This is a genomic window from Salinibacterium sp. NG253 (assembly GCF_015864945.1).
Taxonomy (GTDB): Bacteria; Actinomycetota; Actinomycetes; order Actinomycetales; family Microbacteriaceae; genus Rhodoglobus.
Map to the genome: position 1 here is coordinate 1,354,238 of NZ_JADYWF010000001.1, position 14,185 is coordinate 1,368,422.

General features: G+C 61.4%; 14 protein-coding genes and 1 tRNA gene. 7 read left to right on the forward strand and 8 right to left on the reverse strand.

The window, feature by feature from the left end:
• Nucleotides 1-60: 60 nt before the first annotated feature.
• Entirely contained in the window at nt 61-705 is a 645-nt protein-coding gene (locus I6E52_RS06600) for a TetR/AcrR family transcriptional regulator (protein WP_197155627.1), read from the forward strand.
• A 76-nt stretch (nt 706-781) separates the two neighbouring features.
• Here the strand turns inward: I6E52_RS06600 and I6E52_RS06605 are convergent, their stop codons facing one another.
• Complete coding sequence (locus tag I6E52_RS06605; RefSeq protein WP_197155628.1) at nt 782-2,134, reverse strand: cell wall-binding repeat-containing protein; 1,353 nt, start codon at nt 2,132-2,134, stop codon at nt 782-784.
• 485 nt (nt 2,135-2,619) lie between these two features.
• Here I6E52_RS06605 and I6E52_RS06610 point away from each other — a divergent pair, with 485 nt between their 5' ends.
• Together I6E52_RS06610 and I6E52_RS06615 are read left to right on the forward strand one after the other, a co-directional pair.
• Nucleotides 2,620-3,618: a TerC family protein gene (locus I6E52_RS06610; protein WP_197155629.1), complete on the forward strand. Its 999-nt coding sequence runs from the start codon at nt 2,620-2,622 to the stop codon at nt 3,616-3,618.
• A complete protein-coding gene (locus I6E52_RS06615) occupies nt 3,615-3,857 on the forward strand; it encodes a hypothetical protein (protein WP_197155630.1) in 243 nt (80 codons plus the stop codon). Before I6E52_RS06610 ends, I6E52_RS06615 begins: the two co-directional genes overlap by 4 nt.
• A 68-nt stretch (nt 3,858-3,925) precedes the next feature.
• Here I6E52_RS06615 and I6E52_RS06620 read toward each other — a convergent pair.
• Nucleotides 3,926-4,015 (reverse strand) — tRNA-Ser (locus tag I6E52_RS06620).
• A gap of 36 nt (nt 4,016-4,051) precedes the next feature.
• The gene (locus tag I6E52_RS06625) at nt 4,052-4,630 is read right to left on the reverse strand and encodes a hypothetical protein (RefSeq protein WP_197155631.1); all 579 of its coding nucleotides are present in this window, start codon (nt 4,628-4,630) and stop codon (nt 4,052-4,054) included.
• A gap of 173 nt (nt 4,631-4,803) precedes the next feature.
• Here I6E52_RS06625 and I6E52_RS06630 point away from each other — a divergent pair, with 173 nt between their 5' ends.
• The 4 genes from I6E52_RS06630 to radA are packed head-to-tail and all read left to right on the forward strand — an operon-like array spanning nt 4,804 to nt 8,531.
• A complete protein-coding gene (locus tag I6E52_RS06630; RefSeq protein WP_197155632.1) occupies nt 4,804-6,459 on the forward strand; it encodes an FAD-dependent oxidoreductase in 1,656 nt (551 codons plus the stop codon).
• Between the two features lie 50 nt (nt 6,460-6,509).
• Nucleotides 6,510-6,812 (forward strand): rhodanese-like domain-containing protein, encoded by a 303-nt coding sequence (locus I6E52_RS06635; RefSeq protein ID WP_197155634.1) that lies wholly within the window; start codon nt 6,510-6,512, stop codon nt 6,810-6,812.
• A gap of 2 nt (nt 6,813-6,814) precedes the next feature.
• A complete protein-coding gene (locus I6E52_RS06640; RefSeq protein ID WP_197155636.1) occupies nt 6,815-7,144 on the forward strand; it encodes a metal-sensitive transcriptional regulator in 330 nt (109 codons plus the stop codon).
• Nucleotides 7,145-7,175: 31 nt separating this feature from the next.
• Nucleotides 7,176-8,531, forward strand: a complete 1,356-nt coding sequence (radA, locus tag I6E52_RS06645) for a DNA repair protein RadA (protein ID WP_197155638.1) — start codon at nt 7,176-7,178, stop codon at nt 8,529-8,531.
• A 91-nt stretch (nt 8,532-8,622) separates the two neighbouring features.
• Here the strand turns inward: radA and I6E52_RS06650 are convergent, their stop codons facing one another.
• The 5 genes from I6E52_RS06650 to I6E52_RS06670 all read right to left on the reverse strand — a co-directional run bounded on the left by I6E52_RS06650 (nt 8,623) and on the right by I6E52_RS06670 (nt 14,168).
• A complete protein-coding gene (locus I6E52_RS06650; RefSeq protein WP_307842424.1) occupies nt 8,623-9,744 on the reverse strand; it encodes a DUF2510 domain-containing protein in 1,122 nt (373 codons plus the stop codon).
• A gap of 185 nt (nt 9,745-9,929) precedes the next feature.
• Nucleotides 9,930-10,355, reverse strand: coding sequence for an SseB family protein (locus tag I6E52_RS06655; protein ID WP_197155640.1), 426 nt, complete (start codon nt 10,353-10,355; stop codon nt 9,930-9,932).
• Nucleotides 10,356-10,367: 12 nt separating this feature from the next.
• On the reverse strand, nt 10,368-10,994 hold the full coding sequence (locus I6E52_RS06660; RefSeq protein ID WP_231601784.1) for a hypothetical protein: 627 nt from the start codon (nt 10,992-10,994) through the stop codon (nt 10,368-10,370).
• A gap of 26 nt (nt 10,995-11,020) precedes the next feature.
• On the reverse strand, nt 11,021-11,524 hold the full coding sequence (locus I6E52_RS06665; protein WP_197155643.1) for an amino-acid N-acetyltransferase: 504 nt from the start codon (nt 11,522-11,524) through the stop codon (nt 11,021-11,023).
• A 166-nt stretch (nt 11,525-11,690) separates the two neighbouring features.
• Nucleotides 11,691-14,168: an ATP-dependent Clp protease ATP-binding subunit gene (locus I6E52_RS06670; protein ID WP_197136883.1), complete on the reverse strand. Its 2,478-nt coding sequence runs from the start codon at nt 14,166-14,168 to the stop codon at nt 11,691-11,693.
• Nucleotides 14,169-14,185: the final 17 nt, after the last annotated feature.

Sequence of the window (14,185 nt, forward strand, 5' to 3'; positions counted from 1 at the left end):
CCCGTACTTGAATTATTGATCACCTACTCAATAAGAGTCAATAGCGGCTACACTTTTGCCATGGCAGCAGGCACCACTCGACGGCGGAACCCCGCCGAGCGCGCCCTCGAAGTGCGCGAAGCAGCGAAGACGCTCGCGCTGACTCGCGGGCTTGCCGCCATCTCGCTCCGCAACCTTGCCACCCACTGCGGAGTTACCGCCCCGCTCATCGCTCACTACGAGCCGAACATGGATGCCCTCGTCGCCTCCACCTTCGCAGCCATCGCGGAGCAAGAAATCGCTGAAGTCAGCCTTCACGCCCTGGCACCCGACGACGCCCTCGACCAGCTTCGAGCCCTCATCAGCGCCCTCGCCGACCCCGCCCGCGACAACGTCGGTGAAGTGTGGTGTGACGCGTGGAGCCTCGGCCGCAAAAACGATCCTCTCGCCGAAGCAGCCCGCCACTCAATGGATTCCTGGCACGCGCTCGCCATCGGGATCATCCGCACTGGTCAGAATGCCGGACAGTTTGCCGCGATCGCGCCCGAGCGTGCAGCCCTGGTGCTCTTCGCCCTCGTGGATGCCACAGCCTCGTACCAGCTCGTCAATTTCCGTAGCCGCGAAACCCGCGACACTCTCGTACGGGAAACCCTCGAAGACATGCTCGACGTGTCGCTAAGGATCAACGACGACGCTCGAAACCCCAGCACCAAACCGACCGTCTAGCATTTCGCGCGTCACACTCCACACGCACAACAAAGCCCCGCATTCGTCGAGAATACGGGGCTTATGTTGGTCGTAACTACTTGCAGACCGTCATCTTCGCGACTCCACTGCCGAGAGCTCCCGCGCCTCCGAGCAGTACTCGGCTGGAGGTGTCGAAGTCATTCAAGTTGCTCACAACGCCCTTCGGAACACAGTTTCCCGGCACCACATACAAGGGTGCCGATGTGCCTCCCGCGAGCGCGGCGCCAGCGAGCGCATCCGCGAACCCGGTGCCGACGGCGAAGAAGGCGCGTGGTGCGGTGTCGAAGCTTGCGTCGTTTATTGCCTCCGAAGTTACATACCGGTCGGAGCCGGAATAGCGAGTGACCTTCGTGACGCCAGGCTGCGCATCCAACGCCCTGAACACTTTGCTGGAGACCACACCGGTGCCTCCCGCGATCATAATTTTCGAAACATCAAGTCGATCGATGAGTTTGGCCGTTGCCGAGTCGACACCACTACCCGTGCCGTTGATCAGGATGACCGGGCTACCGGAATTTCCCGCTGCAGCACTGGCGCTGAGCGCGTCTGGGTAGTTGGCACCCGTGGCGAAGAACGCCGTGTCTGCGCCATCAGGAAACGCTCGTTCGATCACGATGCGCGACGTCTCGTAGCGGCTTGAGCCACCATCGCGTCGAATTTTGGGTGCCAGCGCTGCGAGCTGCTTGTAGATGGAACTCGACAGCACGCCGGTTCCGCCCACGACCACAATGAGATCCGGATCTAGCCGTTTGATCTCATTCTTCACCACCGTCGGCAAACCAGTAGGAGGTGTCAGCAGAAGCGGACCGCCCTGCTTAGCTGCGGCAGGCGCCGCGCTGAGAGCGTCAGGATAGTTCGCACCGGTTGCAACGTACACAACGCTGACTCCCGGGTCGTACTCCTGTGAGATCGCGACCGCCGTCGAATAGCGGTCGGAGCCCGAAAGGCGTTCAACCCCGCTCGGCAACGTGATGTCTGGAACGCTTGCCCCATACTTGCCGAAGTTTTCAACCGCCCACGTGGTTCCGCCGGAGGTCACGAAAGCGATGCCGATGTCGGTGTAGTCACCCATGATGTTGGCTCGGTGTCCCGCAGAGTCCATCCACGCATCGTGCACGGCCGTCGCCGACGGCCAGCCGCGGGCAACATTCTCGCCCGCTCGAGTCCATCCACTAGGGATTTGGCTTGAGTACGAAGGGTTGTGAGTCATCGCACCGTTGGCAGCCATTTGGTACGCCCACTTCGACGACACCGAGCTGAGCGAAGAATTGAGCTTCAGAGGCCCAAGCCCCTCAGCCGCTCTCGCCTCATTCACGAGGCTGAGAATCGTGCTCTCCCCTGCTGCCTCGGCTGGCGATGGCGTCGAAAGCGCTAGGCCAGAAGCCAACACCCCAATGATCGCAAGCATGCCAAACGCGCGGACGACTGTGCGCCGCGCTCGAAACCCCCCGGTTTTCCCCACGTCAGGAACGCTACGCGAGGCCCCAGCACACGTATAGTCCCCACTTGCGGGGACTAAAGGGGGCCGTCACAGCTTCGGGCGCTCATCGAAACCTTCGCAATCGCCATCATCCGGGCCAGTCAGGATGCGGGCCAGTTCGCCGCAAGCGACCCTCAGCGCACCGCAAACTGCGGCTGCACCGCAAACTGCGGCTGCACCGCAAACTGCGGCTGCACCGCAAACTGCGGCTGCACCGCTAACTGCGAAAGTGCCGAATGCGTTGGGAGCTTCCTTGTGGGGCATACCGAAACCCGCTTAAGCTTTGAGCACGGAGGGGAGTAGTCCCCGCGAAGCTCATCGTCATTACGGTCGTGTCATCATGACCCGGTGCAGCTAGGGTCCGAAAGGGCTCGACGAGACCTCCAGAATTTCTAACATTCTGGAGTTGTTTCATGAACGTTCCTCTGTGGGCTTGGCTCGCTGTAGTCGGTGTCATTCTTGTGATGCTCGCGATCGACCTAGTCGCGCATCGCACCGCTCATGTCATTGGCGTGCGCGAAGCTGCAGCGTGGTCAGTCCTCTGGGTCGCCTCCGGCGTTACCTTTGGTGGCATTATCTGGTGGCTCTTTGGTGCGGAATTCGGCCAGCAGTACTTTGCCGGCTTCGTTATTGAGAAATCGCTTGCCGTTGACAACGTCTTCGTCTGGGCAATCATCTTCTCCGCCTTTGCCGTACCCCCACAGTTTCAGCATCGCGTTCTGTTCCTCGGGGTCATCGGAGCTCTCGTGTTCCGTGGCATCTTCATCGCCGCCGGCGCAGCCCTGCTCAGCAGCTTCGCGTGGGTGCTCTATGTGTTCGGTGCGTTCTTGGTTTTTACGGGCATCCAGATGCTGCGCAAACGAAACGAGCACTACGACCCCGAGAAGTCCGTCGTGCTCAAGATCTTCCGTCGCCGCGTCCCCATGACGGATGCTTTCTACGGTCAGAAGTTCGTCGTGCGAAAGGCGGGCGTGCTGCTTGCTACCCCGCTGCTGGCCGTGCTGGTTCTTGTCGAGATCACTGACATCGTGTTTGCCGTTGACTCGATCCCGGCCATCTTCGCCGTCACCGACGAAGCGTTCCTCGTGTTCACCGCCAATGCCTTCGCGATCCTAGGCCTGCGGGCAATGTACTTTCTGCTCGCTGACCTCATGCACCGCTTCATCTATCTGAAGATCGGCCTGGCTCTCCTGCTCGTTTGGGTCGGAATCAAGATGCTCCTGCTCGACGTGTATTACATCTCTACAACTCTGTCGCTCGGCGTGATCTTCGTCATCCTGGCCACGTCGATCGGTACGAGCCTGTGGGCCACGCGCGGCCAGCCCCGCCACGCGATCGAGACCCCCGCGGGCGGCGGATTCCGGATGGCGACCGACGACGAACTCGCCGAGGTCGATAGTGTGGCCACGTGAACCCATTACTTCCGGCAACCTATGACCTCGTTTACTCCCTAATTCTTGGCGGCCTTTTTCTACTGAACCTCGTCATCTCGTTCTTGGTCGCCGGCTCAGCTAAGCGCAAAGACCGCAGCTTCGGATCGTTTTTCTGGCTATCGTTCGCCATGGGGTTCCTTCTTCCGGCGTTGGTGGTTGCCGCACTGCCCTTCCGTGACGACGACCCCAACCGTCCGAGCAACAAGCCTCAGTTCTAGAGCTGCACCACGGCTCCAGCGCCCGCGCACGAAAAAGCCCCACATCACAAGGATGCGGGGCTTTTTGCTGGCGGTACCGGTGGGATTTGAACCCACGGTGCGCTTTCACGCACACAACTTTTCGAGAGTTGCACCTTCGGCCGCTCGGACACGGTACCGGGAGAGAGTTTAGTACAGATATCGGTGACGTGCGTTCACGGGTTGCGGCGCATCCAGTTGAGGCAGTGCACGAGCAGGGCACTTGCTACGCAGAATGCGCCAGCGGTGATGCAGATCGGTGCTGCGACCTGAGCGAGGTTGAACAGCTCCCAGCTGTTTTCGTTGATAGTGCCGCGACCATAGAGCCCCTTGAACGCCCACCACAGCCCTCCGACGCCGCTTGCCATGAGACCACCGCCCACCGCCCAGATTACGTAGATCCAGGGGTTGCGGGCGAGGCTTGTTGGCGTGCGCGTCGCGACAGGGTCAGCGGATGCGGCTGCGTCATCCACATACTGTGACTGCGGTGCCGCCGACGGATGAGTGTCGCCGCTGGCCCGCGAAGGGTCAGGTTCCCGGGCAGAGAGGGTGGCGGTCGCTGCCGCTGCTGTGACGCGATCGTCGGCGGGGACTCGCGGAGCCGACGGCGCCACAGCGTTAGCTCCCGCCTGGCGATTGCTGTCGACGTTGCGGGCGGCGCGGGTGTTTTCTTCGCGCTCGCCGCCCTCCCCTGCGGCATAACCTCGCTGAAAAACGGGGTCGAATCGGGGGTCAATGCTTTTGTCTGTCGCCACGGTGCTCCCTTGTCCGTTCCTCATCGTAGGCGGGAAGCATCCATAAGTCGCGCATTCCTCAAAAACGATCGAGGGGTGCGACGCGCACTCCCTCGACACCCGTTTCGCGCTCAGCGGATCTCTAGTTACGCCGAAAGATTGGGGCCGCATACCCCCCTAGGTATGCTTGGTTGATGAGCACTTCCCCCACGCACCGCACACGCCGCATCCTCGTTATCGGTGGAGTCGCCGCCGGAATGTCCTTCGCCACCCGCATGCGCCGTCGCGATGAACACGCCGAGATCATCATCTTCGAACGCAGCGGTCACGTGTCGTTCGCCAACTGTGGCCTTGCCTACTATCTGGGCGGTGTCATCACCGACCGCGACGAGCTGCTGCTGCAGACCCCCGCAGGCCTCGGCAGCCGTTTCGGTCTCGATGTGCGCGTCAACCACAACGTCACCGCGATCGACCCCACCCAACGCAGCATCACCGTGCACAACCACGTCGACGACACCATCAGCACCGAAAGCTACGACGAGCTCGTCATTGCAACGGGCGCGAGCGCAGTCATCCCTGCTATCGCCGGCAGTGAGCGGATGCTCGTGCTGCGCAACATCGAAGACGTCGACCTGCTCCAGTCCTCCCTCGACGCCCTCGACCCGTCGACCGCGAACGTCGTCGTTTTGGGTGCCGGCTACATCGGCATCGAAATGGCGGAGAACCTCGCCAAGCGTGGCCTCAGCGTCACGCTCGTGCAGCGTCCCGCTCATGTGCTCGGCACCTTCGATTCCGAAATGGTTACCCCGATCGAAGCGCACCTTCGCGAGAACGGTGTCGCCCTCCACCTCGGCACGGAAGCGATCGCGATGGATGACACCTCCGTCCAGCTCAGCGACGGTTCCAGCGTTGCCGCAGACCTCGTCGTCGCGGCTGTTGGGGTGCGACCCGACAACGGGCTCGCCGTGCACGCTGGCCTCGCTACGGGGCCAACGGGCGGCATCCGAGTTAGTGCTGGGTATCAGACCAGCGCACCCCACATCTATGCGATCGGCGATGTCGCTGAGAAGGTCGGGGCGATCAGCGGCGAGCACGAACTCGTTTCGCTCGCCGGGCCAGCCAACCGTGACGGCCGCTACCTAGCCGACACCCTCGCCGGGGATGAGGTGCACTCGAAGCCCGCACTCGGCACCGCCATCGTCGGCGTTTTCGATCTCACTGCCGCCAGCCTCGGTTCGACCGAGCGCGCGCTGCGTGCTGCCGGTCGCGACATTCGCGTGATTCATACCCACCCGGTTTCTCACGCGGGCTACTACCCCGGCGCCCAGTCGCTGTCGCTCAAACTCATCATCGACACCGCCACCGATCTCATCTTGGGAGCCCAAGTTGTTGGTCGCGAGGGTGTCGATAAGCGGATGGATGTGCTCGCCACCGCCACGAGCGTCGGCCTCACTGCGAGCGCTCTCGCCGACCTCGAACTCGCCTATGCGCCGCAGTATGGCTCAGCCAAAGACCCCATCAACCACCTCGGTTACGTCGCCAAAAACCTGCGGGACGACCTCAGCGCCTCCATTCAGTGGCACGAGATTGACGCCGAGCTTGAGGCTGGCACTCTGCTAGTGGATGTTCGCACCCCCGCCGAGTTCGCGCTCGGTGCCATCCCGCACGCCGTCAACATCCCGCTCGACGATTTGCGCAGCCGCTTCGGTGAGCTCGATGACCGCCGCGTGATCGTGCACTGCCAGGTCGGACAGCGCGGCCACACCGCCGTGCGCATCCTCACCCAGCACGGAATCGACGCCGTCAACCTCGATGGCGGCTACCGCACGTGGCTCGCCGCGAACGCGTAACCCACCCCTAACCTGCAACCACCTGACCCACTTCACCCCAAGGAATCCCCATGAACACCGTTACACCCCGGACCCTCTCCGAACTCACCAACCCCGTCGTTATTGACGTGCGCGAACCCGTCGAATACGTTTCGGGGCATGCGCCAGAGGCCGCCAGTATTCCGCTCGGGGAACTCGTTGCTCGCGTTGAAGAACTTGACCGTGACGAGACCATCTACGTCATCTGCGAGAGCGGCGGCCGCAGCGCTCAGGCCGTCGAATGGCTCAACACTCAAGGTTTCGACGCCGTCAACGTCGAGGGTGGCACCTCCGCCTGGCGCACCGCCGGCCTGCCAGTCACGAAAGGCAACTAGCCATGACCACCTCTGAAGTCGCCACCTCTGAAGGCGCCACCTCCACGGATGCCGCTACCGGGCACGACCCCGAAGCGATGCGCAAGGTGATGAACCGCCTCAAGCGCGCCGAAGGTCAACTGCACGCCCTCATCCAGTCGATGGGAGCCGAGTCGAACTGCAAAGACGTCGTGACGCAACTCGCTGCCGTCAGCAAGGCACTCGATCGCGCTGGCTTCATGATCATCGCGAACGCCCTGCAATCATGCTCGACGGATGATGCGGATGGCGAGGGCAGCCACGATGGAATGTCCCCGGCAGATATCGAGAAGCTGTTCCTCACTCTCGCCTAGCAGTGTCGGTCGTGCCGCCTAGGGTTGAAGCATGGCCCGAGCTGTAAGTAATTTTCGCTGCACTGAGTGCGGCTGGACGAGCATCAAATGGGTGGGCCGCTGCGGCGAATGCCAGCAGTGGGGCACCGTGACCGATGCTGGCGCAGCAACAGGCATCACCAAGCGGGTGGCCACCGTTGCCGTCTCCAACACGAGCGGCGCACGCTCCATCACCGAGATCGGTGCCGAGTCCGTTGCACACTGGCCGAGCGGCATCGCCGAGTTCGACCGCGTTCTTGGCGGCGGCGTCGTGCCGGGCGCTGCCATTCTGTTGAGCGGCGAACCGGGCGTCGGCAAGTCAACGCTGCTACTTGAAGTGGCATCGCGGGCCGCGGCATCCGGTCAGCGTGTTCTGTATGTCACTGCCGAAGAGTCGGTAAGCCAAGTTCGCCTGCGCGCCGAACGCACCAACGCCCTGCACCCGTCACTGTTCTTGGCCGCCGAAACCGATCTCGGCACGATCCTCGGTCAGATCGATCACGTCAAGCCACAACTCGTGATCGTCGACTCCGTGCAAACTGTCGCGTCCGCCGCAACCGAAGGCATCGCGGGAGGGCCATCGCAAGTGCGCGAAGTTGCCTCCACTCTTATTCGGGTCAGCAAAGACCAGAACCTGCCCATCCTCCTTGTGGGTCACGTCACTAAAGACGGCACCATTGCGGGCCCGCGCCTGCTCGAACACCTCGTGGATGTCGTGCTCCAGTTCGAAGGCGACCGCCAGACGGCGCTGCGCTTTGTTCGCGCCCACAAGAACCGTTTTGGCTCCACTGAAGAAGTCGGCTGCTTCGAGATGACCGGCGAGGGCATCGCCGAGGTCTCCGACCCCAGCGGCCTCTTCCTCTCCCACGCCCGCCAACCCGTGAGCGGCACCTGCGTCACGATCGCCCTCGAGGGCAGGCGCGCCCTTCCCGTGGAGGTGCAGGCGCTGATTGTGAAGTCTCAGGCTCCCCAACCGCGCCGCGTCGTCAACGGCGTCGATGCCTCACGAGTAGCCATGTTGCTCGCGGTGCTTGAGCGGCGAGCGGGGATTCCTCTGTCTACCTTCGATGTGTATGTGTCGACGGTGGGCGGCATCCGCGTCACCGAGCCCGGCGCCGACCTCGCGATCGCGCTCGCCATCGCCAGCGCGTACAAAGACAAAGCGTTCTCCGCCACGATGGCCGTCGTCGGCGAGATCAGCCTGGCAGGCGAGATTCGGCCGGCATCATCGGCGAAGCAGCGTCTGGCCGAAGCGTCTCGTCTCGGATTCGACACCGTGATCGATGCCGACGCAGCCCATGTTCGCGAAGCGCTCCGTCTGGCCTTTGCCGGCGCGACCGAAGAGCGCGTACAGATCCCCGAGTTCTAAGAAGATCAGTCACGCCACTCCCCTAGCACGCAGCAACGGCGGCTCATCCGAGGATGAGCCGCCGTTGCGACGCTAGGTGCTGAACCGTTGGCTAGCCGAACAGGGTCCAGAGACCCCAGTCCTCTACGCGCCAGCTGATCCAGCCGTTCTCACGCTGCAAGCTGACCAGAATCGAGTCGCTCTCGCCGGTCGCGGGCTTCACTGCACGACACGTGAAGGTGTCACCCATGAGAACCGGCGGCGTTGCGGGGCACGAAAGTTCGATGTTTGCGCCGAGAGTCGCAGCTTGAGCCTGAATCGAATTTTCGATCTGGTTGCTGAACGTCTGCGGGATCAAGGAGATAAGGAGACCAGGAAGGATCAACATTCCGATAACCAGAGACACGATCGAGCCGGCCCACGTGGCGATCGGCGCGATGCCTTTGCCTGTCTCCTTCATGGTGCGCAGACCGCGAATCACCAAGTAAACCGGGGCGGTCAAGAATGCCCATGCAGCGTTTGCTGGATCCTCGTGGCCCCACACCTGCAGAAGCAGGTTGTCGTAAGCGGCGAGGCCCAAAACGACTAAGTAAGGAGCGATCCAGACGACGAGCAGCAGCGGCAAGTTGGCGCCGAGGCCTGCGCCCGCAATCAGGAACATGCTGGTCAGGAGTTGAATAAGCGGAAGGATCGCGATGAGCCAGACAGCCGCGTTGTACGTGCGGTGTTGACGGATCTCGCGCTCAGGCGCTGCTTCTTCTTCGGCGAAAGCGCTGAGAGTGGATGCACCAGGCATCGTGTTCGCGTGGGCATTAGCCGACTTCGGCAGCAGCATCGGCTCATCGGCCTGCTGCGCGTCGTCTACGGGCGCTTCGAGTTCACGCAACGTCATCGCGAGAAGCGGCTGAGCGCTCAGCTCGTCGTGAACGGGTGCTGTCTCCGGCTCCGGCTCGCTACGAGTCTCGGTTGTGAGGTAGTCGCTCGAGTCGTGGCGTTCGCGATCGCGCTGTTCACGTCGCGACGGAAGCTCATCTACATCGTCGTCATAGTCATCGTCGGCGAACGCCAGCTTGGTAGCCGGCTGCACAACGATAGGGGCACGTGCATCTGAGGTGTGCTCAGTCCAGGCTTGGGCATCCCACCAGCGCAACTGGGGCAACCCCAGAGGGTCTGGGTACCATCCCGCTGGCACACCGAAACTGTTGTCTTCCACGTTGAACAGAGTAACCGTCACAGAGAGGGGATAGAAAGGCCTGTTTATAACATTGATGCTGGTGCGAGTCTGGATGTAACCCTAAAGAGTGCCGAAATTGGCCTTAAATGGTCTATTTTCGACCATTTGTCCCCTGAACTGGGTCAGAAGCGTGATTCCTCCAGAACCGCAAATATCTGTGGAAAACGCCTCAGCGCACGGCTCAGTTAGGAAAGAGTGAGGGCATCCAAGATGTCATCGGGCGATGCTTGCATCGTGTGGGGGCCTGCAACGTCGAACCAGACCGACTCCAGAACGCCACGATTGGTCTCGAGGAACGCACGCAAGTCCTCCGCGCGATACGCGACAACCTGATGGTCAGTCTCCTCGGGCAGCATGGCAACGTAGGCGTCAACCGACGAGAACAGCAAGAGCATGTACTTATCTGCTTCGCCGCGGCGGAAGACACGCACTTGCGCTTCGTTCTCGTTCGGGGCGGCTTCGTCGCTGTCAGCATCCGTCAGCAAAGGCACCATGACTCGGTCATTGCGCAGCGCCAGAGCCACCGCTACGGGGTCGCCAGCCTCAAGAGCTTGAGCGAGCAAAGGGGAACTGAATTCGGCACTCTGTGCCGAGGAGGATGAAGAATCCATGACCAATCCGGGTTAGTTCAAAATGAACTGTTTGGTGCTCTCTGACGTGATGTCGCCAACAGAGACCTCGAGGTGATAGCTGGCACCGTCCGCAGTGACAACGGGGCGGTCGGACTCACAAGTGTCTGTGGCCGATCGGGTGCGGTCCCACTCAATCGAGCTCGACTGCACGGAGACGCCAGGCTGCAACGTAATGGTGGCCGGCTCCCCTTCGGTCTGACAGTGCTGCGAGTTCCAAATTTCGTCGCTACCGCTGGTTATGACGAACTCTTGAATGTCGCTCCCGGCTTCGATAACGCACGGTTCTGTCATGGTGCTCTTGATTGAGAATGACAGCTGCGGGTTCTGGTCCTCGCTGTAACTCGAATCATCAGTGATTGCTTCGAGCGTGAGCTTGGCCGGATCGCAGATGACCGCACCAGAGGCATCAGTGGCCGCGGGCGTGCTGGATTCCGCGGCCGAGGGATCCGTTTCCGATGCCGACGGCGATGTGGTTGCGGTATCCGACGACGCCTTAGGGCCGAAGATGATCAGCAAGATGATGGCGATCACGGCAAGGAGTCCTAGCCCGACGATCAAGCGCCGGCGCCAGTAGACGCTGCTTGACTGCGGGCCGACAGGATTCTTGAACGTCGACATACCGCAAGGCTAAACGTCTAGGGCCGCTAAAGACGCTTCAGCATGCGCGTGTTGCCGAGGGTATTGGGTTTTACACGGGAAAGATCAAGGAATTCGGCAATACCTTCGTCGGGCGAGAGCGCCAACTGCGCAAACACCGTGGGATCGACGAGATCTTCCTCGACGGGCTCGAAGCCATGCCGGGCAAAGAACGCGGTCTCAAACGTGAGACAAAACAGGCGTTCAAGGCCGAGCATCTTGGCGTCGTGCTCGATCTGGTCGAGCAACGCATGACCGACACCGGTGCCCAACCATTCGGAGGCGACAGCAAGCGTTCGCACCTCGGCCAAGTCGTGCCACATCACGTGCAGAGCACCGCATCCGATGACCTCGCCCTCGGGCGATACCGCAACGCGAAACTCTTGCACCGCTTCGTAGAACACCACGAGATCTTTGCCGAGCAGAATGCGCTGGTTCACGAGCGGCTCCACGAGCCTCTGGATGACCCGTACGTCGGATGTCGTAGCCGGGCGGATAGTGAATGTGGTCACGCGCTAACGCTACCGCTCAGGGCCGCGTACACCCCGCACTCGCGTGCGGGTTTCGCCGAACATCCGCTGGCCGTCTGCTGGGCGCGCTTGGCGTGTGCGTTAACGACGAAGTGGCTGAGCCAGCACCTCGCGGTGCGGCCCAGCCACTTATCGTCTGCGGTGAGGTTTAGGCCTCGACCTCAGCCGGTTCCTTTTCGGGGAGACCGGGCTGGCGGCTTGTGACGAACACGAACTTGTTGTCAACGAAGTCAACGTGAACGTGGTCGCCCGCGTTGAGTTCACCGTGAAGGATCTTCTCGCTGAGCGCGTCTTCGACTTCGTGCTGCACTGCGCGGCGAAGCGGTCGTGCACCGAGGGTGGGGTCGAACCCAACTTCGATGAGACGCTCCTTGGCAGGAACAGTAATCTCGACGGTGAGGTCGCGATCCATCATGCGCTCAGAGAGACGCTTGATGAAGAGGTCAACAATCTGCAACAGTTCTGGCTTGCTCAGCTGCGGGAAGACGATGGTCTCGTCAACACGATTGAGGAACTCAGGCTTGAAGTGCTTCTTGAGTTCTTCAACAACCTTGCCGCGCATGCGGTCGTAGCTTGTTGCCGAGTCACCTTCCACCTGGAAGCCCATGGGGCCAGCGGTGATGTCCTTCGTGCCGAGGTTGGTGGTCATGATGATGACGGTGTTCTTGAAGTCCACCACGCGACCCTGGCCATCGGTCAAGCGACCCTCTTCGAGGATCTGCAGGAGCGAGTTGAAGATGTCGGGGTGAGCCTTCTCGATCTCGTCGAACAGCACGACACTGAACGGCTTGCGGCGCACCTTCTCGGTGAGCTGGCCACCCTCTTCGAATCCTACGAATCCGGGAGGGGCACCGAACAAACGCGAAACGGTGTGCTTCTCGCCGTACTCACTCATGTCGAGCGAGATCATGGCCGACTCATCGTCGAACAGGAACTCGGCAAGCGCCTTCGCGAGCTCGGTCTTACCGACACCGGTCGGACCGGCGAAGATGAACGAACCACTCGGACGGTTAGGGTCCTTGAGGCCAGCACGCGTACGGCGGATGGTCTTGGAGAGAACCGAAATGGCTTCCTCTTGACCAATGACGCGCATGTGGAGTGCCTTCTCCATGAAGATGAGGCGGCTGGATTCTTCTTCGGTGAGTTTGAAGACGGGGATGCCGGTTGCTGCTGCCAGAACTTCGGCAATCAGACCTTCATCCACGATTCCGCTCGCGCCAACGTCGCCCGACTTCCACTGCTTCTCGAGGCGAAGACGCTCGCCGAGGAGCTTCTTCTCTTCGTCGCGCAGGCTTGCAGCCTTTTCGAAGTCTTGGTCTTCGATGGCGCCTTCCTTGCGCGAGCGAACGTCGGCGATCTTGTCGTCGAATTCGCGCAGCTCAGGAGGTGCCGACAGGATCGACAAACGCAGGCGTGCGCCAGCTTCGTCGAGCAGGTCGATGGCCTTGTCGGGCAGGAAGCGGTCGGCGACGTAACGGTCGGCGAGGTTCGCTGCGGCAACAATGGCACCGTCGGTGATGGATACCTTGTGGAACGACTCGTACTTGTCGCGCAGTCCCTTGAGGATGTTGATGGTGTGCGGCAGGTTAGGTTCGTGCACCTGCACGGACTGGAAGCGACGCTCAAGCGCGGCATCCTTCTCAAAGTGCTTGCGGTATTCGTCGAGGGTCGTCGCACCAATGGTCTGGAGCTCGCCACGAGCCAGAAGCGGCTTGAGGATAGAGGCTGCGTCGATGGCACCTTCAGCAGCGCCGGCACCGACGAGGCTGTGGATCTCGTCGATGAAGACGATGATGTCGCCGCGGGTGCGGATCTCCTTGGTGACCTTCTTGAGGCGCTCTTCGAAGTCACCGCGGTAGCGGCTACCAGCGATGAGGCTTCCGAGGTCGAGCGAGTACAGCTGCTTGTCTTTCAGCGTTTCGGGAACATCGCCCGCAACGATCGCGTTGGCGAGGCCTTCAACAACAGCCGTCTTACCGACACCGGGTTCACCGATGAGGACGGGGTTGTTCTTGGTGCGGCGGGAGAGGATCTGCATAACGCGTTCCATCTCCTTCTCGCGACCAATAACGGGGTCGAGCTTGCCATCGCGAGCCGCCTGAGTGAGGTTGCGGCCGAACTGGTCAAGAACCTGCGATCCTTTGTCGGGCGCAGACTCGTTGCCACCAACGGCAACCGCTTCCTTGCCTTGGAAGCTACCGAGGAGCTGGATGACCTGCTGGCGAACCTTGTTGAGGTCAGCGCCGAGCTTCACGAGCACCTGAGCGGCAACGCCTTCACCCTCGCGGATGAGACCCAACAGGATGTGCTCGGTGCCGATGTAGTTGTGACCGAGCTGGAGCGCTTCGCGCAGGCTCAGCTCAAGTACCTTCTTGGCACGCGGCGTAAAGGGGATGTGGCCGGTCGGCTGCTGCTGACCCTGGCCAATAATGTCTTGCACTTGCTCGCGCACGGAGTCGAGCGAAATACCCAAAGACTCAAGCGCCTTTGCGGCAACGCCTTCACCCTCGTGGATGAGGCCAAGCAAAATGTGCTCTGTGCCGATGTAGTTGTGGTTGAGCATCTTGGCCTCTTCTTGGGCCAAAACGACTACACGACGGGCGCGGTCGGTAAATCTCTCAAACATCTCTTCACTCCTTAGAT